Origin of the sequence: Rickettsia koreansis (genome assembly GCF_046532895.1) — a bacterium.
In the GTDB taxonomy this organism is placed as follows: domain Bacteria; phylum Pseudomonadota; class Alphaproteobacteria; order Rickettsiales; family Rickettsiaceae; genus Rickettsia; species Rickettsia rickettsii.
In genome coordinates this window covers 167,981-194,537 of record NZ_WHLZ01000001.1, presented here as the reverse complement: position 1 = coordinate 194,537, position 26,557 = coordinate 167,981, and the positions used below count along the sequence as shown (strand labels likewise).

Here is a 26,557-nt window from a genome sequence, read left to right as displayed (position 1 = left end):
AGCGGGTAAATATGATAGGGTATTTAGTAAAAATTGTTATTATCAGCTCCTTTATTGTATCTGTGATTGTATTAAAGGTCAGTTATGTAAATGCACATAATAATATTTTAGAGATAAGCCTAGATAATAATTCTAAAATAGAAATTAAAGATTATGGCATAAGAGGTCATGTATTTCCAATTATTGAAGAGTCCTTACTCGAGGTAATTATGTCAAGACTTAAAATAGCAAAAGAAAATGGCACATTAGAAAAGATGCAGGCAGAATTTACAGAAAAAGTAAGAAAGAAAATATCAAGACCAACGCCGGTCTTAGCTCTAGCAAAAGCAAATAAAAATCGCAGTTGGAGCTATAACCCTAGTTTTGTGCAAAGAACCGATATAAAAGATCAAGCAGGAAACATCGTAATAAAAGCCGGAACAAATGTAAATCCTTTAGAGAAAATAAGCTGGGGGGAGCTATTGATATTTATTGATGGTGATGATAAAGAGCAGATTAGCTGGGTCAGATCAAGGATAGGAAAATTAGTATTAATTAAAGGTAATCCTGTGGAACTTGGAAAAGAATTAGATAGGCAGGTATTTTTTGATCAAGGGGGCGTGTTAACTAGTCGTTTTAAAATAAAGGCAGTACCTGCTATTGCCTGTCAGGACGGTAAATTACTTAAGATTAGTGAAGTAAAGATTAATTAAAATTGACAGTTAGTATTAAAGAAAAGAGCAAAGATTAAACTGTAAATAAAAACTAATAAATCAGGGATAATCTATGAAAAGATGGTCATTACAAGAAGCAAGGAAATATTTAACTGTAATAGTCGAGGATGTTTTGCAGGGTGCGGTACAAGCTATTGTCAAATCGAGCGGTGAAGTAGTGTATTTAATACCAGGTGAGAAATATTTACCTACAAAACATACTACTGATCTATTGCGTAATAAAGAAGAGGTAAGCATGGTATCTCCTAACATCAGCCTTCAATGAAGTTTATCATGTTTATTATAATTATTATGCTTGGTCATTATAGTTATGCATCGATTGGCTGCGTAGGCAGGTTTGTAAATCCAATCACTGATGTTTGCTGGAAATGTTTATTTCCAATTACTATCGGAGGAGTAAAAATTGTCTCAAGTTCTATGGCTGATACTAATAACCCAAAACAGGTAATCTGTTTTTGCCCTAAGCATTCGATTCCGATGCCAGTGCCTGGAATTCCTATTGGTTTTTGGGAGCCAGTACGGTTAGTAGATGTAACAAAATCCCCTATGTGCATGGTAAGCCTTGGAGGCATTAATCTTGGGACTAGCATGCAAAAAGGTGTTAAGGATGATATAGAGGGAAGTAGCTTTTATCATGTACATTGGTATATTTATCCAGTGATTTACTGGCTTGAGATATTACTTGATTTTGCCTGTTTAGAGATGTCGCAAGTAGATATCGCATATTTAACTGAATTTGATCCATTATGGGGGGATGATGCTAAATCTGCGATTTTAAATCCTGAGAGTTTATTATTTGGAAGTATTGCGGCTGGGTCTGCTTGCATAGCTGATTGTATTAGTACTAGTTTTGGTAACTTATCTAATGATACGATGTTTTGGTGCGGGGGCTGTCAAGGCTCTCTTTATCCATTTACCGGCACTACCTCTCATCATAATGGAGGAGTTGGAACTTCGCTACTAATAGTTGCTAAATTTATGGCTAAGTTACATAGGGAATTATTATTATGGGGTTATATGGGAAGAGAAGGATTATGTTCTAAATATCCAATGCCCATAATCAAAAAAAGCCAATATCGGTTGCAGATGACCTATCCTATACCAGAAGTAGATTCGTGTAAAAAGATTGGTGAGACTGAAGTTATTTGGCAGAAGGCACGAGAATTTCCAATTAAAGGAGAAGATTTTGGTTATTTGATTTGGCGCAAAAGAAACTGTTGTTTAAGTGCAATGTGAGGTTATTGATCAGGCTAATTAAGTGAAATATATGAGATGAGATTAAATTTAAAAATGATAATTTTAACTATTTTATTAGTTGTTAGTACTAATTCAAGTAGTGCTAATATTTTAGCAGAACAAGAAAATTTGCTTACCAATATGTCGCAGTCTCAAATTTATATTTTTGTTTCATTTTCAATGCCTGATTCAGCATTAAAGAGTTATGCTGCTGAAGCAGAAAAAATAGGAGCAATATTAGTCATGCGAGGCTTAAAAAATAATTCTTTTATCGAGACTAAAGTAAAAGCTGATGAGATTGGTATTAGTTTTGATATTTATCCAAATTTATTTGAGAAATATCAAATTACTTCTGTACCAGTAATAATAGTAGATGATACACAAGGAGAGATAAAGAAACTTACAGGTCATATATCACTGCAAAATGCTTTAGAAATTATGGAAAAAGAATGAGCAAGAGAATTAATGAAATTTCAGTTTTTAGCGATAATTATTATATTTGTCAGTTTTAATGTGATTGCTAACATTCAAGATAGCTATAATGGGGCTAAACAATATCAAAATAGTATTAAGCTTGGCAATCCTGATCAAATGGGCAATAAAGTAATATTTGATAAAGATGTAGATATTTCAAATTTAAGTAATATGAGTGATCAAGATTTAACTAATAGGGGAGGAAATATTTTAAATAATAGTGAAGAGGGTAAATTTATCCAACAAACTGAACTAAAGAAAATAAATGCTTTAAAGGAATATGATTTAAATCATCAAAATCCTTTACTAGTTAATGCAAAGAGGATTGAAGAAAATCCATTAAGACATACTGAAGGTAGTCATTTTAGTTCTAGTCAATCTGTAACTAAGACTAAAATTAATAAGAGTTGCAGCGAAGGAGTAGAATTTGAAGTAGATATCATCAGAAATCTTATACTAGATGTAGAATTAATAGATAAATGGGGAGATTTGCAGGATCGCAGTATAGCATTTTCAGGCATTGAAATAAGTAATAGCTATCGTCACTGGCTTTATCCTGTTTTTTGGAAAAAGAAAAGACATTTTGGTAGGCGGAAAACAATATATAGCATGCATATGCATAATAACGAGGCAATAATGCTTGATGTAAGAAGAGCAATTGCCGGTAAGTTAAATATTTCTCTTGATCATATTGATACATGAAGGCTGGGATGGCGATATAGTAAAATGGGATAGATATGTTTTTGCTTATAAATATCGTGATAAAATCAAGGAATTTAGAGAAAAAGGCCAGTACTGGCAAATAGTTAATGAGGATAGCGAGAAATTAGTTGAGGAAAATGAATGTCATGAAATAAAACGGACATGTCTTGAATCTGGTAATAAATTGTTTTTTAATCAATATAATGTCTACCGTCCATGCTTTCGAGAGCAAATTAACTATCAATGTAGTAGTGAGCCAAAAGATGGATGTCATAACTTAAAGAAGCAGGCTTGTGAACTTGCAAGTAGTAACTGCATTAAGCAAACTGCGAGTATCTGTTTGCAGTGGAGTCGAAATTATATCTGTTACATTGAGAAAAAAGAATTCAGCTCTTCTCTTGCCGGAGCTAGGATGTTTTGTTTAGGAGGGGATTGTCATACTGCAACTATTGTGCCTAATACTGATATGGGGAATGTTGGGTATTTAGCGATGTTAAATGAAATGAAAAAGGATATGCAAACAAATCCGATTATGGTTTTTAAAGGTACAAGTGATAATTGTCGTAAAACAAATATTGGTAATTTTCTTAATTGTTGTTCTGGGTTTAAAGGTTGGGGACGGGATTTAGGATTAAGTAGGTGCAGTGCAGAAGAAAAAGCTTTAGCCTTAAAAAGGAAAAAAGGTCAGTGCTATTATGTTGGTACATATTGTGCTAAGAAAGATAAGATATTTAAGACATGTATTACAAAAAAATCTACTTATTGTTGTTTTAATTCAAAGCTTGCAAGAATATTTCAAGAACAAGGCAAAAAACAATTAGCTATTGGTTTTGGCACAGCACAATATACTAATTGCAGGGGGTTTACAGTAGAAGAACTACAAAGAATAGATTTTTCTAAATTTGATTTAGAGGAGCTATTTAGTGAATTACTTGATCAAGCCAAAAGCAAAATTAATAAGAGTTTTCCGCAGCAATTTAAAAACCAGATGCCAGAAATGCAACAGCAACGAACAACTAAAGATGGCAACTTATCTTATTGAGAGTTATAATGAGGTTAAGAGAAATAGTAACTTTAGTAATGATTTTTGAGCAGATAATGTTTTGTCAAATAGCTAGTGCAGATCCTAAGCCACAAGGGTTTTTATGGTATAACGAGCAATTAGAATCTAAATCAAATAAATCACAATTTTCTAAATCCAAGTTATCATTAAAATCAATAGAGCCATATGATCAGAGAATAGAGGCTTTAAAGCAAGAATTTTCTAAAGCTCAACGTAAAGCTCTTGATAATCCTACTCTTGAAAATGTTATTGTTGCTCAAAGACTGCAAAAATTAATCATGGATAAGGCCCAAAAGTTTGCAACTATTTGGCAATTAGCTACCCTACTTGATTATAAGCTAACAGACATAGATGAACCTACTAATTCCTTACATAAAAAATTATATGAGGAAAAATTAGAGCATAGGAATCAGCTGAAATTAAAACAACTTGCTAAGAATTGGGGATTAATTTTACAAATAGATAATATTTGTTCTTACTGTAAGGTATTTGTGCCTATTGCACGCCAATTTGCAGATAAATATAGATTCCAGCTGTTATTGGTCTCTAATGATGGAGAAAATTTTGCAGATGTCAGGACTACTAAAGATACTGGACTACTCAGTAACCTTAATCCTGCAAAACTTGTACCGGTATTATATTTAGTCGATAGCAGCGGCATACAAATATATCCAGTTGCAAGAGGAATTATTAGTGAAGATAAAATTGCTGAAAATATTTTATTGGTAGTTCAGCACCATAATGGACTAAAGGTTAATGATTATGATCAGTAACAATAAGTTTAGAAGAGTTATCTCTATAAGGCATGTGATGCATATTTTCATGATAGTTTTATTGATACAAGCAACAACTTATGCTTGGGATTTACAGGATGTATTTGAAGGGATGAGTGTTAATGTAACTAAACCTGGTTCATATCAATCCCAAGCTGCCGGCTATTATGCAGCAGGAGGGTTATCAATACGGACTAATAAAACATCTTTCAATCCTATTTCTATTACTCCTCCCTCGTTAAACATGAGCTGTAGCGGTATTGATTCTTATCTTGGCAGTTTTTCGATTATCTCAGGAGATGAGCTAGTCCAGCTAATGAAAAATATTGGTACGCAAGCAAAAGCTTATGCATTTTCATTGGGTTTAAAGACCTTTGCTCCGCAAATAGAAAATGCCTTAAAAGATTTAAGAAATCTTGCTATGGAAATGAATCAATTTGCTAAGGGAGATTGTGAAATGACTAAAGCTATATTTGCTTCCATTTTGCCTAAAGATTCAGCTATGAGAGAATCAGTTTGCAGAAATTTACAATCCAGTTCTGGCTTTGATTATTTTGCCGCAGGAAAAAGATGCCGTAGTGATTTAGAACAAAAACAGGCCTTAATCAAGGCTCAAAATAAAGATCTAGAATTAATGCTTACGGATTATAATATCTTTACTAAAGCAGCAGAAAAAGTAGGAATTCCTGAAAATATGAGAAATGCCCTTATGTCAATGCTTGGCACTATTATAGTTAGAGATAATAATGTATATTTCCTTGAGTCACTTGCTCAAGATGAAAAGAGCTGGATTACCCATTTAAAAGGCGGAGAATCAGCCTCAATTTATAATTGTGATAATAGTAATTGTTTAAATCCAGTAATAAGACGTAATATTACTATTGCTCCAGATCAATCATATCAAGGCAAGGCTAAAACCAAGCTAGATGAATTAAAGAGTAAACTGGCAAGTAACAATGAATTTAATAATGCAGACATATCTTTCCTATCTTCAATAGGGGAAGCATTTCCAATATATGATTATATTACTTTAGAAGCAATATCAGGAGTAACTATTTTAGATAGTTCTTCAGAATTAGTTGCAAGTTACAGTTTATTGCAGCATTTAAAGGAGGTAATCTTAGAAGTACGTAAAGCAGTAAACATGCTAAAACCAAAACAAGTAGCAGATCATCATTTAACTGCCTACTTAAAAGCTTTAGATCGAGTACAAGTTTTTGCTCAAGGAAAATGGAGTAATATGCTAACAAGTAGTGATCAGATTGATAGAAGAGCAAGATTAATAGAACAACATTTAATTGCTAAAGAGAGGGCTTAATTATAAATTAAAATTAGATGAGCAAGCAGATAAGCGGGTACAAAAATAAGCAAAGCAGATAAAAATTAAAAAGAATATGGCAGATTACGTAATACATACATTTGGTGGAGGAGATATATTATGGCAAGTTTTTAATGGCATAGGTAGAGTCTTTGCCTCAAATAGTGAGTATTTTACACCAGTAGGACAGTTTGCTTTGACAATTGGTGGTATTTGGGCAGCAACAAGAGCTATTTTTAGAGGTAATATTGGCATTTTTGCCATGGAATGGTTTTTCCCATCTTTATTTATTTTTATCTTTTTATTTGCTCCAAAAGCAAATGTGTGGCTCAAAGATGAAATATCCATGCAAGCTCCAGTTAAAATTGATAATATTCCAATAGGCATTGCTTTATTTGCATCAGTATCATCTAAAATCAGTTACGCAGTATCTGAAATGCTAGAAAAACATTTACTTCCACCTGATGACGGTTTATCTAGCAGAAAGAATGGGATTATGTTTGGGGCAAAAGCAATTGGTAAAATCAAAGATATTCAAATAGAAGATCCGTTCACCTTAAGTAATACCAAAGAATACTTAAGGCAATGCTTTATGAAGCCCTACATTATTGGCAATATTTTAGGCAAGAAAGCAGAAGCACAAAGAGCAAGCGATATAATAGCGTTTATAGAGCAAAATATGCCGAATAATTTTGGTATTTATTATAAAGACCCAAATAATTCTACTATTTCTTTTAAAACCTGCAGGCAGGTAACAGCTTTAATTAAGACAGCTATTAATAAAGAATTAAATGATGGCTTATTAACTAAATTTGCAAGTAGTATAGGTATTAGCTCTAATAAGCAAGAGCTATTAGCAACTAGATTAAAAACTATGAGTTCTGACACTCTAAAATATCTGAAAAAAGAACAAACAGATATTCATCAGTGGATGAGACAAGCAATGCTGCTAAATGCTAATCGTGAAGCTTATGATGACTTGCGAGAAAAATTCTCACTTTCTAGAATATATCCTCAGTTAGTTAGTATGAATGCGACCCGCGGGTTATTCCAGCAATCATTTTCTTATCTGGTTGCAGGAGAGATGGCAGCAAATATCATACCCATCTTACAATCAGTATTTTTTGCCTTGGTGATTTGCCTCATTTTCGTAGTATTTCCAATGTCGATGCTGCCAGGCGGTTATACTATCTTTAAGACCTGGATAACCTTGATTATCTGGGTAACTAGCTGGCCAGTATTTTTTACTGTGATTCATTGTTTAGGAATGATTAGCCTAGCTGGTAAATCTAGTGCAGCTTACTTTACTGGGTTAAATATCTTATCGCAAGGTAGTTTTTCAGAAAATGTTTTGCATTGTTATGCAACGTTTCAGATGTTAGCAGCTTCAGTTCCAATGTTATCCTGGGCAGTATTAAAGGCTTGCGCTCATGCAACTACTACTTTGGCCAATCAATTTTCTCCAGTACCGGTTGCAAGTAATATTGGCACTAATATTGCTGATAATAACCTCTCTATGGATAATTACAATATCGGTAATAGAACAATTGCCCAGCAAAATCTCGCCCCATTACTGCAAATGGCAGGAGGAATTATTGATGATGGGGGAATGAGGGTGGCTACTACTTATGAAGGCAGACAGGTACTTACTGAAGCAGTTGATTCACTGGTTAACAATTACCGCTCATCTAAATTATTGCAGGATAGTTATCAAGCTCAGTTCATGAGTTCACAAAGTTACCTTGATTCATTAAATAATAGATATAGTGATTTAACTACTACAGGAGATTCTATAGCAACTGAAATAGGCAAGAGATTAAGCTATGAAGAGGCAAAATCTATCGGTATTACTGATAGCCAGTATTTAGCTCTGCAACAGATGAATTCAGATAGCATCGCTGCTACTGATCATACAGGTAGTAGCAATAGAAAAGGAACTAGTACTAGTACTGAAGGAAGTATAGGCTTGAACACTATTGCTGGTACTGCAATGACTAGAGTTACATCAGGTAATGATCAAGGTCAAGATCAAGGTAAATCAGTCAACCAGCAACAATCATATAATGAAGCATTATCCAAAATTAAGAGTGCTACTAAAGATGGCAGATTAGGTCACACAAATAGTGATCTACATTCGCTTAGCAATAATCTAAATAGTAATTTTTCTGAGCAACAATCTACAGGACAAGAAATAGCAAGAACCAAACAAAATATGCAGCAATTAAGCTATAATATGAATTATATCACGCAAAACTCTGCTGCTATTGACCGCAATTTAAATGAACCAGTATTAAATAGCATAATTGCCAAAAATATTCCTGGGGTAAATAGTAAAGAACAAGCTGCTATATGGGCAAGTACTCACAGACAGGAGGCAGAGCAAATAGCTTTAGATGTAGCTAAAATCAATAATACTATACCGCAAAACTTAAGTTCTGCAAGTAGCATAAATATTCCATCTAAAGAAAACTTGCGGTCAAGTTTTGATGAAAATAAACAACGATTAAATGATCAAGCTGTTATTAGTAGTATTGATAACAGAAGAAATAATATTTATGATAAAAATGTAGAACAAATGCTAATGCACAATGCAGATAATAATGAAGTAGAAAAAGTAAAGATTCTTAAGCAATTATCTGATAAAGTAGAAGATAAGAAGGTACAAATTCAAGATGAGTTTAATAAAACTCCTGAATCAACGATTGTAAGAACTGCTGAGCAAATAGCAGATAATATTGGTATAAGTGATAAGGCGATAAAGAAAAGAAATATTAGACTACCAAACCATAAAAATGAAAATAATTGAGAAGAAATTGATGCAAAATATAAAAAAATTAGCACTTATATCTATCTTACCATTAATGTTTTTTAACATTGTTTTAGCAGAAGGTGTCACTAATCATGTTAATGAAAAACCACAACCAATAGATCAACAGAGCAAAATTCAAGATCCGAACATTTTAGCGGAAGAGCATTTTAATATTGGAAGATCTCTTTATAAATTGGGTAAATATCGGGAAGCTATTAAAAATTATGATTTAGCTCTTAAATATAAACCTGATTATGCCGATGCTTATAACTATAAAGGCATGACTTTAGCTAATTTAGGAAAATATCCAGAAGCAATAAAAAATTACGATTTAGCTCTTAAATATGATGCTAGTTTTGCAGAAGCATATAATAATAAAGGAAATTCTTTAAATAAATTAGGTAGATATCTGGAAGCAATTAACAATTGTGATTTTGCTCTTAAATATAAGCCGCATTTTGCATTAGCATATAATAATAAAGGCAACTCTTTAAATGGTTTAGGAAAATACCAAGTGGCAATAGAAAATTATGATCTAGCTCTTAAATATAATCCTAGATACCCAGAAGCATATTATAATAAGGGTATATCTTTGATAAACTTAGGGCAATATCAAGAAGCAATAGAAAATTGTGATCTAGCAATTAAATATAGACCTGATTATGCATATGCTTATTATAATAAAGCTACTTCTTTAATACGCTTAGGAAAATATCAGGAAGCAATTGAAAGTTTTGACTTAGCCATCAAATATGAACTTGATGATGAAGCAACATATAATTTAAAAGCTTATTCATTAAGTATATTAGGTAAGCACCAAGAAGCAATTAAAAATTATGATTTAGCTATTAATCACAAATCAAACTATGCAGCAGCACATTGCAACAAAGGTACATCTTTGAGAAAATTAGGTAAATACCAGGATGCAATTAAGAGCTATGATCTAGCTATTAAGTATAAATCTGATTATGCTGAAAGTTACTTAGAAAAAGGGATTGCTTTGATTAGCATGGGAAAAGAAAAAGCAGCTAAAGCAAATTTTCACTTAGCTCTTAAATATAAACCGGATCTTATAGTAGAATATGAAGCAATAATTAACGCTCTAAGAAAACTAGGTAATAATCTTATGGCTGATGAATTTGCAGAAAAATTAAAAATATTGAAAGATAATTTATAAACCTAATTTATACAAGGTTATTAAGATTATTGCAATACTGTCTAGACAATTTTAGCAACAAAATTATCTATGAGCTACCAAAATCAAAATAATTTTACTCGTGGTTCACAAATTTTTGCTCATCAGCTTAGAATGTTTGGGCAAGGAAGTATAAATGCCCTAATAGCTGGGGTGGTGTTTACTGTAATTTGGCTTATATGGCGAGCATTTCAGAAATTATCTTTGATCAGCCTATATTATTTTATCATAGAGCGATACGCACAATTAAAACTTGCCATAGGAGAACATTTTTATCCTATAAGCCAAATCGGCATCAAATTCTATTATATAGAACAAAAAGCTTGGATTTACCGTAATGCTAAAGAATTTGTTCATAAATTTTGGTATGTTACACCGCATTCGCATAATATCAATCAAATTAAGGAGTTTCTATTACATTCAGCTTGGCAAGAAATAATTATTGTTTTTATTATAGGGATAATAATCTCTATACTATTTTTTGTTTGTCATGGCAGAAAAGCTTTAGTTAAAGATAAAATCAGAGGTGCAGATTTTATGGAAGCTGAGTTTCTTGCTAAAAACCTTAAAAGATCCAATAAAGCTTCAAAAATTACATTTGCTGGCCTGCCATTAGTTAAAGATAGTGAGAGAAAACATCTTCTAATTACTGGCACTACTGGTAGCGGTAAAACTAATATGTTAAATGAGCTATTACCTCAGATCAGAAAAGAGCGTGGTAGAGCAATTATTGTTGATATGACAGGCGGCTTTACTGATAGGTTTTTTGATTATAGGTGTGATAAATTGCTTAATCCATTTGCAGCAGGGAGTGAGCATTGGTTGCCATGGAATGATTGCAAAGAGCTTTCTGATTTTGATGATATAGCTAGTAGTTTTAGTAACTATAACCCTAAAATAGATGATTTTTTTGCTAAAACTGCTGAACTTGTGTTAGCTGAAGGATTAAGACTATATCAAGATAGCAAAGATATCGAAAAGTTAATCAATGCTATTACCTATTCAAGCAATAAAGAATTTGCTAGAATTTTTAAAGGAACTGCCGTATCAGGAATTATAAGCAGCAGTGCTCCTGAAACATCTTCAGGCATTCAAGCAACTATTGGTAAAAACATTGCTGCTTTAAGATATTTAAAGCCTAATGGCAATTTTAGTATTAGAAAATGGTTTACTAACGAGGAAGGCTGGTTATTTATAACTAGCTCTCCTAATCAAAGAGTAACGCTGCGGCCACTTATTGCTGCATGGATTAGTATCGCTATAAAAGCATTAATGGATAGAAATATCAATAATAGCAATCAAAATATGTGGTTTGTGATTGATGAGCTGTCAGCTTTACAAAAGATATCTGCCTTACCTATAGCATTAGCTGAAAGCAGGAAATATGGTGGCTGCGTTGTTGCAGGCATGCAGAATATTCATCAATTAGAGGAGATATATGGCCATGCAGGAGCAGCTTCAATGCTTGATCTATTTGGTAGCAAAGTTATCTTCCGAGTAAGTGATCAGCAAACCGCCTATAGATCTGCTTTAATGCTTGGTGAGCAAGAAATTATTGAAACTCAAGAAAATCTCTCATACGGAGCTAATACCATGCGTGATGGGGTAAATATGAGTCATTTAGAAAAAAGAAAATTATTGGTTATGCCTTCTGAAATCATGAATTTACCAGACCTTACCTGTTATGTGAAACTTGCAGGTAACTTTCCCATTACCAAATTACAAATGAATCTACAAACATAATCAAATCAGCAAAAATTTAGTAAGCCATTTTAAAAGCGTTTTTAAGAGCTTTTAGTCATTTAACGAAAAAAAAGGTGTATCCTAAAAAAGAAAAATTGCCCCAAAAACAAGCTTAAATCGCTAATTTAAATAGATCTTTATAGAAGCTAAAGGATCTATATACATAAAATATTACTTAAACTTGGAAAGAGAATAAATAAAAGACTCATCAAGGCCAGTAACTTTAGAAATAGTCGCAGGAGCAAAACCCTCAGATAACATATTTTGTGCAATTTCAGCTTTACCTAATTGCATACCTTCAGCTTTACCTTCAATCTTACCTTTTTCGATACCTTTTTCGATACCTTTTTCGATACCTTGTATTATACCGTGTTGAATTCCTTCATCTATGTATTTTTGAGCTATTGTTCTCATAATATTATCTTTCTCTTCTATTGATAAATGTTTGACTATTATTCTTTCTAACTCAGGTTGTTTCTCTTCCGCTACCTTAGTATCAGTATACCATAAAAATGATCTTAAGTAAATATACCCTAATTCCTTATCCTTTATTATACTTAGTTTAAATTTACTTAAAAACTCATCCCAAAGTTTTAGCATATCTCTTTGATGTATGTGTTTTAAAAAATATTCCATCATTCCAAGACGTTTCTTCCTCTCTATCTCATCATCAGATTGATTTTGTAAATCAATTAACTTATATTCTTCTGTCATTAATTTCTTTGCTTGCTCCGGTCTTGCAAATAATGCCCATAAATTTCTTGGAGCGCTATATACTTCAGAACCATTATAGATCAACAGTGGACAGATTAACGGCAATCTATTTTTATCCTTTGCATGACGCTCACATAACAATAACATATATTTCCATAATCTTAGTGCCATCCAATGATCACAAGTAGATTGTGCCTCTATCAAAACATATACAAAAGCCTTCTCATTATCCTTAGTTTTTACTGAATAAATTATATCGCTATATCTTCTTTTTAAATCATTTTCAACAAATGATTCTTTTTCTACTTTAATTTTTGTTAAATCTACTAAACTTTTAAATTCTATTGGCAGATAATATTCTAAAAATTCCTGGGCTGCTATCTTTTCAGTCAGAATCTTCTTTACTAAAGCGTCATGTTTTAATTTTTTTACCATAAACTTTTTTAATTGATTATAAGGCATATTTTATTTTGTACTACACTCGTTATGTGAGGCAAATTTAATTTCCTTCATACAGCCTAAACTCTTATTCCTTGATTTATCTTTATCTCGGATGTTTGCTTTATCCCGCTGCTTATCGCTTTGCCTATTTCTGAGCTGGGATTTATATACTGCATTACTTGTTTATCTTTTCCTATGGCACTTAAGTAATCTTCAGCTGTAGCATGGCTTTGACCTTTAAAATCACGAACTAATATATCACAAAATTTGATATTACCAAGATTATAATTAGGGTCAAACTTGTTATGCATAATTTGTAGATCTTTCTGTATCTTCTGCTCTATTGCTGCTATGCAAATCTTGTGACTATAGAGCATACAAGAATCTAGACCTTTTTCTCTATAGAGCTGCAAGGCAGTATTGATATTTTCCGCTGTGCCAAACTGTGCTAAAGCTTTTATTTGCTGCTGCTGAACATTATTTAGTCCGTTATTACTGTTATTTGCAAATAATGATTCTATAGACTGAAATTGTGATTTTCTATTATCATTTGTTTTTAATGATGCTTTAAGTTCAGCTACATTGTTAGCTACTGTTAATTTTGCTATTTCAGGCTCTATAAGCTTTTTCACTGATTTTGCTCTTTGTGATTTTAACATATCATTAAAATCACCTTTTTCTGGTGGTCTTATTATTGATACCACAGCTCCTTTGCTAATTAATTCCTCCTGAGCCTTAATTATGGTGCGAACTGATACTGCGTCTTTGCCATCATTATCAGCAGCAATTATTATTCTCTCACCCTTGATAGGTTCATGATTTCTGATGTTACTTACGCCTAAACTACAGAGGATTTTTCCTTTAATGCCAGCTTCCCCAATGCTTAAAGCTGTTTCTACCCCTTCTGCTATAATCGTTACATTACTAACTGAATTGTTGATTTGTTTATTGCTTTGTTTGGTTTTTTGTTCATGATTTTTACTGATCTCAACAAAAGAACCTCTAATCTTCCCAAAAGAACGTTTATTAACCTCAATTTCAGCTTTATTATTTGTGTCTTTGTTTAAATAAATTGCTTGTCCTCCAGTAATTTTACCATCTTTACTTCTAGCAAAGGCAATTAAGGCGGGATAATATTGTTTGCTATTACTATCCCACATCATATCAGTTCTAAGATCCCGGCTTAGTTGATATCCTGTTAATATTTCTTTAATTCCACGATGTTCTGATAAATATCTTTTGACTACATGATCTGGCATGACATATTTTACAGCATCTGATTTTTCATATAACTCTTCAGCTCTCTCAATTTTTGCAGCTTCAGTATATTGTTCTTTATATTCCTTTTTTTGATCCTGAGTTTTAACTTGTTGATTTTTGTGTTGATTTCTATCTTCTGCCAAATTTGTTTGTAAATCTTTACTACTTGATATGCCAACCATATCTTGCAAATATTTCTTAGCTTCTACAAAATCACAATTTTTTTCTCTTTGTACTAAAGTAAATAAATCTCCTCCATCTCCTATACTAAAATCATGCCAGATACCAGCTTTACTGCCATTTATCTTCATCGCTATTTTACCATCTTGCTCCCAGCGTAACACTTGGCCATTTGATAAATGCTTGTTTGGCAACCCAAGTAAGTTTTGTCCTATTTCTGCTGCTTTTAATGATAATTTTTGCTTTAATTCTAATGCTTGTTGCTTATTAATAGCATGATAATTTATTTTATTTTTGGCCATAACCTCCTCTGGTAATTTAGCGCTTATTGCTGTATCTTGCTTATTACATTTCTTGAGATTATCAGAAGAGCTTTTTTGCTCTTCTTGGGCTTTATGGTTTGTTACAGGATTTACACTAGTGTTTCTGACAATTGCTGCTACTGTTGCAGATGGTTCTGACTTTATTATTTCAGCTGGTACTAATTTGACCTTTAAGTGGTAATAGTTATCATTACTATGTAACCTATCCTTAATATCTTCTACTACCGATTTAAACCACTTACCTACTTTATCCATGATATTAGGATTTGTGGATTTGGTTTCTTGAATCGCTACCAATTCTTCTAAAGTCTTAAAATTAATACTGGCTAGCCTATTATCTATTTTGCTAAGTTGCGATATTAAACTTGCCATGTTTCTAGTACTTTCTCTATTATAATAAAGTTTTACTTCTTCTATGTGCCTGGTCATTGCTACATAAGAATTTCTACTATTGCCAGCTAAATTATGCAAAATATAAACATCTTTAATTGATGCTCCTTGAGCTTTATATACTGTAGAAGCATAACCATGCTTAAAGCTTACCTTTTGAGGATTAAATTCTATTTCTTTTCCACTGCCTGTTTTAGCAATAAATCTATTATTACTTACTGAAACTATTGATGCAAATGCACCATTTTCTATCTGTAAATCCTTATTAGTAGATTTAAATACAATACAGTCGCCAACCATATAATCTTCATATTTCTTAGGCGATACATAGCGTCTATATTCTTTACCAGTAAGAAGACCTTTAGCTTTTAGTAACTCCCTGATCCCTTGATTAATACTATCTACTTCAATATTACGCATGGTAATTATTAAACGCTCATCTAACTTAAACTTGCTATTATTCCAGTCATTAATTAATCGATTTATGGATTCTTCTAAAGTATGATCTACCCTTAAAGCATTGTGACGTTCCAATAACATTAAACCAGCTGCAATCTCTGATTTTGCAAAACATAATGCCATCTCTCTTGCCCACTGTTTGCTTTGCCTTCTAATATCACTTAATTCATATGAGCCAAACCGACTTGCAAATACTTCAAACATTCCACCTCGCTCAATTGAGGTTAGTTGTCTCTCATCCCCTGCAAGTATCAGATTACAATTATATTTTCTTACTACTTTCAGTAATTCCAAATAATCACTATTACCCACCATCCCTGCTTCATCTACTACCAGCATACTACCATTTGGTAAGTTTGCTTTGCCATTATACAGTTTAAATAAAAACCCTTTTACTGTATAACTCTCTTGATAACCTTTGTTTTTAAGTTCTGATGCTGCTTTATGGGTAGGGGCTAACCCTATGACATTTTGTTTATAATTGTTAAGAATCTTATAAGCAGTCGCAAGTATTTGTGATTTACCAGTGCCAGCTCTTCCTTGCAGGATTCTAATGCCTTGATTATTAACTAAAACATGCTGTAATGCTTCTTTTTGCGGTTTATTAAGATCTTGAAGCTTAGCTATATCTTCTTTGATCTTAATAATATTATTAAATAAATTATTATAACAAATCCCATTATTTATCCTTTCAGCTACCCGTAGTAATCGTAATTCTTCATCCCGCACATCGATAGTAGTATAGTATTTAGTATCCTTACCATCTTCACTATATAATTTGATTAACCTATTTGAATTTAATACTTCCTGAATCAAATTTTTCTTTGTTTCATTATCTTGAATTTCTTTTACTGCTTTTTCTATATCCAATTTAGTAAAAATAGCTTGATGACGAATAATGCGATCAAGTACTCCATCTGCTCCTTTGATAATTTCAATATTAGCAAGCCTGCATATGTTATTTTGCTCAGATATTTCATTGATAATATTTCTCATCCTAGTAGGGCCAACATGCTGCTCAGGGCTAAAACTTATCGGGTCTACTCTGATTTCTAAACCCAACTTAGCAAAATATTTATTGATTACTTCTTTAGCTCTTTCATGAATTATCTGATCTTCAGGGATAATAAATGCTTTGCCACTTACTTTGGCAAATTTAGGATTTAAATCTACTGCCTTAGCTCCTAAAGATTTACCATCCTCTGTAAATCTTCTAGTAGTAATAAGCAAATGGGCATGCCAATTTTTCTCTCCATCATGTGGCTTGTGGATATCAACCTGAACTCCAAGTCCATTCTTTACCCATCCCATTTCTTCGATTATTTCATGGGTAATAGTTATTCTATCTTGTAAATCTAATTCTTTATCATCCGGTAGTGCTATTACTATATCTTTTAATAATTGACTATTTTTTCTCTTCTCTATACGCTCTACTTCATTCATCAAGACTCTTGGATCTTTAAATTTTTGATCTACGCGAGTAGGCAACAAAACTGCATGGTAAACATTATCGCCTTTTTTACTAAAATTATAAGTAACATTAGTTCTCTCATCTTTTACCACCATCCTCGCATTATAAGCAGCTTTACGGCAGCTATTGCCTCCTGAGCTTCTACCTACTATTTCTATTCTTGCAAACTGTATCGCCATAGTTTGTTAATTCTAACAATATTCAATCCATCATTGACATTAGCATGAATGTTTTTCATCATCCATTGAATCAGCAATAAATTAGCAAACAATAAAAATAAACCTTCAGGTTTATATATTGCGTAGTGCGACACGATGGCACTAAAATAAAGTCTGCAAGTATATTGCGTAGTGCGACACGATGGCACTAAAATAAAGTCTGCAAGTATATTGCGTAGTGCGACACGATGGCACTAAAATAAAGTCTGCAAGTATATTGCGGCTAGGTTGCATTTAGACCTAATTACTATTATTGCGGTGCAAGGTTGGTAACGATCTTGTGCTAAGCGCAATAAGAAGCCTAACTAAATTACTAATCTGGATGGGAAATAGGGGCAAGGTAAAGTTAAAATTGGTTAAACGAAAGTGAATCTTTGTTTGGAAAATATCGTAAATATAAAAGTAGATACTCCAGATAACATCTATTATAGGGATAAAGCTGAAAAGCTTAACTGTAAGAAGGCATACGCGACCTTCTTTAAAAATGCCAGTTCCCCGGTATAAAGAAGGTAACCAACTTAACGCATCTTTAATTAGTGAAACGTGGTAAGCCTATTACTTGGCAACTGGTAGTAGGTAAAAGAGGTCTTAAAAAGCTAATGACACTAAGCTGAAAGGTTACAGGAATAAATAACTGGGTGTATAGGCACTATGTGCTAATCAGAAATGATGCTGACTTAAGACTGGTGATTTACCCTAGGTAAGTAAACAAGATTATGAATTATATTGGAAAAGTTAGATGCGAAACGCAAATGTAACAAATAAGACCGATAATAATGACTTTGAGAAAATTTATTGGTATGCAATAAATTGGCAGGAAGTTAATAAAAAGGTTAATAATCTTCGTAGACGTATCTATAGGGCATCTGCAAATGGTAATATAAAACTAGTACGTAGTTTACAGAAATTGATGTTGAGGTCAAGATCAAATAAATTACTTGCTATAAGACGTGTTACCCAAATCAATCGAGGGAGAAGAAACCCTGGTATTGATAAAATAGTAGTTAATACAGATAAAGAAAGGAATTTGTTAATGGAGAAGTTAACAAATAATAATCTATCATCTGTTAAGCCGATCAAGTGTGTATATATTCCCAAAAGAAAAGGCAAACTTAGACCTTTAGGTTTACCAATTATTTTGGATAGATGTATGCAAACTGTTGTTAAATCAGCACTCGAACCATATTGGGAAACTAAGTTTGAAGGGAGTAGTTACGGCTTTAGACCTGGACGCAGCACCCACGATGCAATACAGAGAATTTCTGCTATTGTCTGCCCTGGCACAACCAGGGGATGGATACTGGATGCTGATATTAAAGGTGCATTTGATAATATTAATCATAATTTTCTTTTGAAAATTATAGGAAATTTTCCAGCTCGAAATTGGATTAAAGCATGGCTTAAATCTGGCGTGATGGAAGAATATCAACTCACCAAAACAACAGTTGGAACTCCTCAAGGGGGAGTAATCAGTCCCTTACTTTTAAACACAGCTCTTCATGGAATGGAAGACATACTTAACATAACTTATGATAAATATGATCATCTCCATCCAAAATCTGAATATGCTTTAGTAAAATATGCTGATGATTTTATAGTTTGTGCAAAATCTGAAAGCTCTTGTACTAAAGCAAAGCAGATAATTAACGATTGGTTAAATATTAGAGGATTAACATTATCAGAGGAAAAGACCCAGATACTCCATATTAAGGAAGGGTTTGACTTTCTGGGATTTAATATTCGTCAATATAATACCAAAAGTACAAGAAGAGGTGTAACATTATTAGTTAAACCATCCAAAGATACTATAAAATCATTCAAAAAGCGAATGATGATAGAATGGAAAAGAAGTTTCTCATGGGAAATTGATAGGATAATTGAAAACCTTAATCCTAGAATAATGGGATGGTGCAGTTATTTTAACAAAGTTATCTCTAAAAGAACTTTTATCCAATTAGATCGTTGGATGTGGATGCGACAAGCAAGATTTGCTTATAGAAGACATCCTAATAAATACTGGTGGTGGCTTAAAGAGAAGTATTGGGGCAGAATCAAAGCTCGAAATGATAATTGGGTTTTTATGGATAAAAGTAAAGATCTATATCTATGGAAATTACAATGGACAGCAATCAAAAGGCATATTCTAGTTAAAGGCAAAGCATCTCCTGATAATCCAGAACTTAAGGAATACTGGCAAAAACGTCAAGCTAGTAAACCAAAGTACTTCTTTAAAATCAGACAGATTCTTTGGCGTAGACAAGAAGGTAAATGCCCTGTTTGTTTAGATTCAATAGATAATGGGGAAAATGTGCAAGTCCATCATAAGAGACCTACAAGGTGTGGCGGCACTGACCATATTAACAATTTGTGCTTATTGCATACAAACTGTCATAGGCAAGTACATAGCAAGCGAGGTCAACTAATTTCAGCTGTTAGTAAATTGCTTGAGCCGTATGCTGGGTAACTAGCTTGTCCGGTTCTTTGAGAGGAAAGCACGCTAAGTGCCTACCTACCCGCTAACCTCGCTCTAAAGAGCTTAGTTAAACCTTTGTTACTTACATTTCTTAATTACCATTGATCAATGGTAATTATCTTTATTTGTTTTGGTTGCTGCTAGTTATGCTGATTCGGTCTAGGTATGGAAATTATTTTAATAAATTTACACTTATTCTCATAAATGGTGACAACAAAGTCCTTTATTATCATAAATTGACTTTTTCGATAATAAATGTATTTGACTTCCAAAATTTATTGGTCATTCATGATGATTTTAACAATAAAAAGTTAAAATTATTTATATGGATAACGTCATAAAACGAAGATTAAAATTAGAACAAAAAAAAGCTAAAATTATTACTGAAGAAGCAAGACTTAAAATTCAGGAAAGGAAAACTCGTACTCGTCATTTAATTGAAATGGGCGGCTTAGTTGTAAAAGCAAAACTTGACTATTTGCCAAATAATAGCTTACTTGGAGCTTTTATCTCTTTAAAAAATGAGTTAGTAAAACATCCTGATATTTTGGATCAATGGACCAAAATCGGTAAAAATGCTTTTGATAATTCTCTGTCTTAATTTCTAAGTGTGTTTTAGTGCTTATTGGCAATGGTTACGATTGATAATAAACTACTTTTTTCTTTAAAAAATCTATTTTATATAATCATACTCAATCCATAATCATTTAAAGAAAAAATATACGATATTTTTTATGAATTTTGCATATCCCATAATTTAGCATATAAACCATGCTGCTGTAAAAGTTCTGTGTGAGCACCTTGTTGGATGATCTGACCTTGGTCTAATACTAAAATACGGTTGGCATGCCTGATAGTATTAAGTCGGTGGGCAATGCTAATGACAGTACGGTTATGGCAAATACTCTCCATATTAGCCATAATAGCCGCTTCAGATTCATAATCAAGTGCTGAAGTTGCTTCATCTAAAATCAAAATTTTGGGATTTACCAATAAAGCTCTAGCTAATGCTATTCTTTGCCGTTGACCACCAGATAAGCCGCTACCTTTTTCTCCTAATATGGTTTGATACTTTTGTGGCATATTATTAATAAAATTATCTGCCCCAGCTAGTTTTGCTGCCTGTATTACCTCATCTTCACTTACTTCGGGACAACATAATTTAATATTATCTGATATTGAACCAGCAAATAACATATTATCTTGCAGTACTACACTCATGTTACAACGTAATGAGGCTGGATCAGCAATAGCTATGTCCATACCATCTACCAAAATTTGACCATGTCTTGGAATATATAGGCGCTGCAATAATCTAGTCAGGGTACTTTTACCAGAGCCAGATGGACCAGTAATGCCGATAAATTCTCCAGCTTGGATAGTAAAGGATAAATCTCTTAAAACTTCTGGTGTATCTACTTGATAGCGAAAATTCACCTGCTGAAACTCTATCTTACCTTGTAGTTTAGGTACAGAAGCCACACCTTTACTACCTGCTTCTGACTCAGTATCTAAAATATCACCTATACGGCGCAAAGCTATTAAAGTATGCTGAAAATCCTGCCATACTTGCACTAAACGTAAAATTGGTTGAGTTACATGACTAGCTAGCATATTAAAGGCTACTAATTCTCCAACAGTAAGCTCACCTATCAGTACTATTTTTACTCCCCACCATAATAATAAGGCAGAGGTAAGTTTTTGGATCAGGCTAATGGCTTGACCGGCAGCAATAGCTACTTTTTTAGCTGAAAATGTTGCCCGCAGTTGAAGAGCTAAAACTTGTTGCCAACGTTTTAAAAAACTTGCTTCAGTAGCTGTGGTTTTTAAAACTTCTATACCAGTAATAGTTTTAGTTAAATAGGCGGTAGCTAATGCACTAGCATCATATTCCTTGTTTACTCGATAACGTAATACTGGACCAACCATTAACCAAAACAACGCATATAGTACCAATGATCCAAGTACTAACCAAGCTAATATGTGAGAATAGTTAAACATCACTACTATAAACATTAGGATAAAAATACTATCCAATACTAACATTAAAGCTGAACCAGTAAGGAATTGTCGTATTTGGTTCATTTCTCGTACGCGAGCTATGATTTGACCAGTTTGTCGCTGAGTAAAGTAATCTAATGGTAAGGTTAGCAAATGACGATATAATCTAGCTGATAGTTCAGCATTAACTTTACTGGCTAAGTTGGTAAAGATTTTACTTCGCAAGTAACTATACAAAGGATCAATTATTGCTAGTGATAACATTGCTAGTGCTAGTATGTGCAAACTGGATAGTCCTCTACTAACTAATACTTGATCAATAATATTTTGAAATAATATTGGACTTACCAGAGCAATTAGTTGTAATAGTAATGATAAAGCTAGTACATCACGTAATTGGCCTATATGACGTAATATTGAAGGTAGAAACCAGTGTAAACCAAATTTTACATCAGCAACTTGTATTTCTTGCTCTGCTAGCAATATTATAGGAATATTAGTATGTATATCACTATCTATATTATCATCATTGATAGGATCAGTAAGCTTGGGGGTTGTAGTTTTGATGGTAGTAGTAAAGGTAGGTAATGGTTCCCGGCAGAGTTGATTGCTAAAAAAATCATAGCGTAGTAGGTATCCTGATTCTATCTTTTCAATAACACTCCATCGACCATTAAGGCAGCATAATATTGGTAGTGGTAAGTCTTCAATTGCACTATTTACTCCCTCCTGATAGCATTTAGCCCTCAAGCCTGCTTGCCTAGCCGCCCTACAGACATCTAAAGCTGTTAATTGCCGGCAGTCTATTCCCAGTTTATGACCTAATGATTCTTCAGTAACTACCACCTGAAAATGCTTTGCAGCTCTAATAACCGCCGGCAGACCATATTCCCCTGTGACCAATGCTCCTTTAATCATGGTTCCCGCCATGCTTCTGCTTTATATTCCCGAATAGGGCTAAGTAAATAATCAATAATCCGGCGCCTACCAATTTTAATTTCAGCAGTAATAGTCATCCCTGGTGTTAAGACCACTGATTCATCACCTATCAAAATATAATTTTGTGCTAGTTCAATCTGGGCTGGGAATACTAATTCAGGATTAGATTGTTCATTGCGTTTTACTGAATCAAGTGATACACTTAATATTTTACCTTCAATAGTACCATAACGACTATATGGAAATGCTTCCACCTTGACTGTTACTGATTGTCCAGGTTTAATAAAGCCGATATCTTTATTGGTAATATCAATTTCTGCTTGCTGAGGAGTATCATGTGGGGTAATAATCATCAAAACTTGTGCTGCTTGAACAATACCACCAATAGTATGCACAGATAATTGTTGTACTATACCATCTAATGGGGCGTGTAATACTTGCAGCCGAGCTCGATCTTGGGCTTTGCTTAGCTCCTGCTGCGCTATTAATAGTGCAGATTCAGCTTTATTTAAATTATCATGCCATTCTCGATGTTTTTGCGCTATATAACTAGCTCTGCTTTCTAGTATGGTATCAGCACGAGCTTGTAATATTTTTAATTCTTTTTGTTTGACATCTATCGATAATTTAGTCTCTAATTCTTCTTTTTCTCTAGTTAATAATTCTGTCTTTGATACAAAGTTAGAACTTGCTAATTTACGGCATGGTATCAAACGTTTTTGGATATTATGTTGTAACTGTTGTAAACCATCTAAACTTGTTTGGTTAGCTATTTGCTCATGTTGATTAGTTGTTAGTTCTGTATCAAACTTAGCAAGTATTGCTTGATGTTCTTGCCAGGTGCTAGCAAGCAATGCTCTAGTCCTTGTCGCTGTAGATTCATCAATATCATTTGGTATTTCTAGAGATTTCAGAGGATCATCACTAAGCAATGATCGATAACGTGCTAGCTCTAACTGTTGAAAAGATTTTTGTTCTAGGTAGCGTTGAATATCTTGGTCTGATCCTACTATATTTAACACTAATAACTTATCTCCAGCTTGAACATGCTGACCATTTTCTACTGGAATTTCTACTATTTCACTTAATTCATAAGATTGTATAATTTGCGAACGACTAGGTAGAATAAGCCGGCCGCTAGCAGTAGCATGAATATCTAATTGACCAAAATAAGCCCAAATAAATGACAATAATACTATGATACTAATAGCAATAGCTGTTACCCTAGCAGTAGGTGAAGGAGGTCGCTCCATTAATTCAAGATAAGAAGGCAAAAATTCATATTGCTGATAACTATTACAACTATCGCGACTATGATGGTTAAAATGACAAGCAATACGTAACCATTCTAGCCATTTATGTATCCACTTGGATATGGTAGCAGATAGTTTAACAAATAATTGTCGTATTAATTGAAAAACATCTGTCATCAGCTAGCCTCTCGCTGCAAATCCTGTTGCAACTGCCATAAATGAGCATATTTACCACCTAACTCTAATAATAGTTGATGGGTTCCTTGCTCAATAATTTTTCCCTGTTGCAACACAATAATGCAATCACAATGTTTTACAGTAGATAAACGATGGGCTATAGTAATTACTGTCCGGTTGTTAGCTATTTCAGCCATGTTAGCTTGAATGATAGCTTGTGATTGATAATCCAGGCTACTTGTTGCCTCATCGAGAATTAATATTCTTGGTTTAGTTAATAAAGCCCGGGCGATAGCAATACGTTGTCTTTGTCCTCCCGATAAAGAACTACCACCTTCTGCAAGTAATGTGTCATAACCCATAGGTAGACGGAGAATAAACTCATGAGCGCCAGCTAGTTTGGCAACTTCTACTACTGATTCCAAAGAAGCTTCTGGAAAAGATAAAGCAATATTATCACGTACGCTGCGGTTAAATAACAAATTCTCTTGTAATACTACTGCTACTTGCTGACGTAAATTAACTATGTCCAGTGTATTTAATGATTCTCCATCAAATAATATTTGTCCTTGTTCTGGTAGATAAAGCCGTAACAATAAATGAGCCAGAGTACTTTTACCAGAACCTGACTCACCTACTATACCAATTTGTTTTCCAGCACGAATATGCAGGGAAATATCTTGCAGTACCAGTGGCGTTGTTGGTTGATAACGAAAAGCTACTTTCTTTAAAATAATCTCGCCTGTTAATTCCTGCTGTTTACCTGCTGTTTCCTGTTCTGTTGGTAAATTTAGTATATCACCTAGTATATCCACTGCTACTTGAGCCTGAATAAATTTTCTCCATAGCTCAACTAGTTTAGCTATAGGTCCTAAAAAATGTTGTGATAACATATTAAAGGCAATTAATTGACCAAGAGTAATGTCAAGATTAATCACAGATTCAGCGCCATACCATAAAATTACTATGCCAGTTAATTTACCAAGACCTTGTACACTATGATCAGATAAAGATGATAATATTTGGTTATGATAACTAGCATTTACTAGATCCCTGGTTTGCGTTTCCCAGCGCTGCGCTAAACGTGGTTCAACCGCTAAGCTCTTTACTGTTTCAGCTCCTGCAATGCTTTCAGTTAAAAAAGCAGTATTGGCTGCCATATATCGAAACATAGTTTCTAATCTAGCTTGCAATGGTTTAGTAACACACCAGGCAATAATTGCGTAAAAGGGCAAAGATGCCAGTACTACCAAAGTCAGTAAAGGTGATATTATCCACATTACTGCTAGAAATATTCCCATAAAGCTAATATCTACAGCTAAAGTAAATAAAGAACTGCTTAAAAACTCCCTGATACTATCTAATTCTCGTACTCTAGCTACTAATGATCCAACTTGCCGATTCTTAAAATATAGCAAAGGTAATCCTAGCAAATGTTTAACTAGTTTAACTCCTAGTAAAATATCTATCCGATTAGCTGTATGAATATATTGATACTCCCGTAATCCTCTTAATATTACTTCAAAAATACTGGTAACAAGCAAACCAAAGACTAATACATCTAGTGTAGTATAGGTTTTATAAACTAATACCTTATCCATCACTACTTGAAAGAATAAAGGCAATACTAGAGCTAGTAGCTGCAAAATAAGTGAGAACAGTAATATTTCAGCAAGCATCCTGCGATGTTGCCAAAAAGCCGGTATAAACCAGGCTAAATCAAATTTTAACAAGGGAGCAGATAAAATAATTACTTTGCCACTCCAACTATGACGCAACTGATCTTTAGACCAAAGCTCAGCATTAGATTTAAATGGATGTTGCACTAAACCATTATCCTGATCCATTTTAGCCAGTACTCGGTACTCTCCATCAGTTGCCAAAAATGCTAACGGCAGACTCTTAACAGTTAGTTTTTTATATGTTAGCTTTTTCTGCTTTAACTTTACACCATAAGTTTTACTAAGTTCTTTTAAACTAGAATCAATACTTGAAGAAGAAGCATGATTATACAGCCTATTATTAGACATATTAGATAATGGTGCTGTATCTTCAGTAGTCTTGATCCCTGCTAATTGTAATAATAATTGACTACAACCTATGGCGGTTCTTACTTCCTCTGTCATACTACACCATACCTTAAATGACCAAGAATAATAGTTAAATACTTAACAACATATAGTATTGTAATTGTATTAGACCTCTTTCGTATAACTACTTATTAATGTTATT

General features: G+C 33.4%; 18 protein-coding genes. 13 read left to right on the top strand and 5 right to left on the bottom strand.

The window, feature by feature from the left end:
- Nucleotides 1-11: 11 nt before the first annotated feature.
- From traW to GCO76_RS01060, 11 genes are all read left to right on the top strand, one after another.
- Nucleotides 12-692, top strand: a complete 681-nt coding sequence (gene traW / locus GCO76_RS01110) for a type-F conjugative transfer system protein TraW (protein WP_410955888.1) — start codon at nucleotides 12-14, stop codon at nucleotides 690-692.
- Between the two features lie 73 nt (nucleotides 693-765).
- Nucleotides 766-978 carry a type II toxin-antitoxin system Phd/YefM family antitoxin gene (locus GCO76_RS01105; RefSeq protein WP_410955887.1) on the top strand — a complete coding sequence of 71 codons (213 nt, stop codon included), beginning with the start codon at nucleotides 766-768 and terminating at the stop codon, nucleotides 976-978.
- The gene (gene traU / locus GCO76_RS01100; protein WP_410955886.1) at nucleotides 975-1,949 is read left to right on the top strand and encodes a conjugal transfer pilus assembly protein TraU; all 975 of its coding nucleotides are present in this window, start codon (nucleotides 975-977) and stop codon (nucleotides 1,947-1,949) included. The genes GCO76_RS01105 and traU overlap by 4 nt, the downstream gene beginning before the upstream one ends.
- 36 nt (nucleotides 1,950-1,985) lie before the next feature.
- Nucleotides 1,986-2,402 carry a type-F conjugative transfer system pilin assembly protein TrbC gene (gene trbC / locus GCO76_RS01095; RefSeq protein ID WP_410955885.1) on the top strand — a complete coding sequence of 139 codons (417 nt, stop codon included), beginning with the start codon at nucleotides 1,986-1,988 and terminating at the stop codon, nucleotides 2,400-2,402.
- A 12-nt stretch (nucleotides 2,403-2,414) separates the two neighbouring features.
- Nucleotides 2,415-3,125 (top strand): hypothetical protein, encoded by a 711-nt coding sequence (locus GCO76_RS01090; RefSeq protein ID WP_410955884.1) that lies wholly within the window; start codon nucleotides 2,415-2,417, stop codon nucleotides 3,123-3,125.
- Complete coding sequence (gene traN, locus GCO76_RS01085; protein ID WP_410955883.1) at nucleotides 3,106-4,167, top strand: conjugal transfer protein TraN; 1,062 nt, start codon at nucleotides 3,106-3,108, stop codon at nucleotides 4,165-4,167. The genes GCO76_RS01090 and traN overlap by 20 nt, the downstream gene beginning before the upstream one ends.
- 38 nt (nucleotides 4,168-4,205) lie before the next feature.
- A complete protein-coding gene (locus tag GCO76_RS01080; RefSeq protein ID WP_410956443.1) occupies nucleotides 4,206-4,961 on the top strand; it encodes a conjugal transfer protein TraF in 756 nt (251 codons plus the stop codon).
- Nucleotides 4,951-6,279, top strand: a complete 1,329-nt coding sequence (locus tag GCO76_RS01075) for a conjugal transfer protein TraH (protein WP_410955882.1) — start codon at nucleotides 4,951-4,953, stop codon at nucleotides 6,277-6,279. Before GCO76_RS01080 ends, GCO76_RS01075 begins: the two co-directional genes overlap by 11 nt.
- Nucleotides 6,280-6,355: 76 nt before the next feature.
- The gene (locus GCO76_RS01070; protein ID WP_410955881.1) at nucleotides 6,356-9,085 is read left to right on the top strand and encodes a conjugal transfer protein TraG N-terminal domain-containing protein; all 2,730 of its coding nucleotides are present in this window, start codon (nucleotides 6,356-6,358) and stop codon (nucleotides 9,083-9,085) included.
- A 10-nt stretch (nucleotides 9,086-9,095) separates the two neighbouring features.
- Nucleotides 9,096-10,265 (top strand): tetratricopeptide repeat protein, encoded by a 1,170-nt coding sequence (locus tag GCO76_RS01065; RefSeq protein ID WP_410955880.1) that lies wholly within the window; start codon nucleotides 9,096-9,098, stop codon nucleotides 10,263-10,265.
- A 69-nt stretch (nucleotides 10,266-10,334) separates the two neighbouring features.
- Nucleotides 10,335-12,026: a type IV secretion system DNA-binding domain-containing protein gene (locus tag GCO76_RS01060; protein ID WP_410955879.1), complete on the top strand. Its 1,692-nt coding sequence runs from the start codon at nucleotides 10,335-10,337 to the stop codon at nucleotides 12,024-12,026.
- A gap of 171 nt (nucleotides 12,027-12,197) precedes the next feature.
- Here the strand turns inward: GCO76_RS01060 and GCO76_RS01055 are convergent, their stop codons facing one another.
- On the bottom strand, nucleotides 12,198-13,175 hold the full coding sequence (locus tag GCO76_RS01055; protein WP_410955878.1) for an Rpn family recombination-promoting nuclease/putative transposase: 978 nt from the start codon (nucleotides 13,173-13,175) through the stop codon (nucleotides 12,198-12,200).
- Between the two features lie 83 nt (nucleotides 13,176-13,258).
- On the bottom strand, nucleotides 13,259-17,443 hold the full coding sequence (locus GCO76_RS01050; protein WP_410955877.1) for an AAA family ATPase: 4,185 nt from the start codon (nucleotides 17,441-17,443) through the stop codon (nucleotides 13,259-13,261).
- A 778-nt stretch (nucleotides 17,444-18,221) separates the two neighbouring features.
- On the opposite strand from GCO76_RS01050, the gene ltrA reads away from it, so the two are divergent.
- Complete coding sequence (gene ltrA, locus GCO76_RS01045; protein ID WP_266264185.1) at nucleotides 18,222-19,946, top strand: group II intron reverse transcriptase/maturase; 1,725 nt, start codon at nucleotides 18,222-18,224, stop codon at nucleotides 19,944-19,946.
- 334 nt (nucleotides 19,947-20,280) lie between these two features.
- On the top strand, nucleotides 20,281-20,556 hold the full coding sequence (locus GCO76_RS01040) for a conjugal transfer protein TraD (RefSeq protein ID WP_266264187.1): 276 nt from the start codon (nucleotides 20,281-20,283) through the stop codon (nucleotides 20,554-20,556).
- A 131-nt stretch (nucleotides 20,557-20,687) separates the two neighbouring features.
- Here the strand turns inward: GCO76_RS01040 and GCO76_RS01035 are convergent, their stop codons facing one another.
- From GCO76_RS01035 to GCO76_RS01025, 3 genes are read right to left on the bottom strand one after another with little or no spacing between them, the layout of a single operon-like run.
- The gene (locus GCO76_RS01035) at nucleotides 20,688-22,886 is read right to left on the bottom strand and encodes a type I secretion system permease/ATPase (RefSeq protein WP_266264188.1); all 2,199 of its coding nucleotides are present in this window, start codon (nucleotides 22,884-22,886) and stop codon (nucleotides 20,688-20,690) included.
- Entirely contained in the window at nucleotides 22,871-24,325 is a 1,455-nt protein-coding gene (locus GCO76_RS01030) for an HlyD family type I secretion periplasmic adaptor subunit (protein WP_266264189.1), read from the bottom strand. Before GCO76_RS01030 ends, GCO76_RS01035 begins: the two co-directional genes overlap by 16 nt.
- Entirely contained in the window at nucleotides 24,325-26,451 is a 2,127-nt protein-coding gene (locus GCO76_RS01025; RefSeq protein WP_323135643.1) for a peptidase domain-containing ABC transporter, read from the bottom strand. Before GCO76_RS01025 ends, GCO76_RS01030 begins: the two co-directional genes overlap by 1 nt.
- Nucleotides 26,452-26,557: the final 106 nt, after the last annotated feature.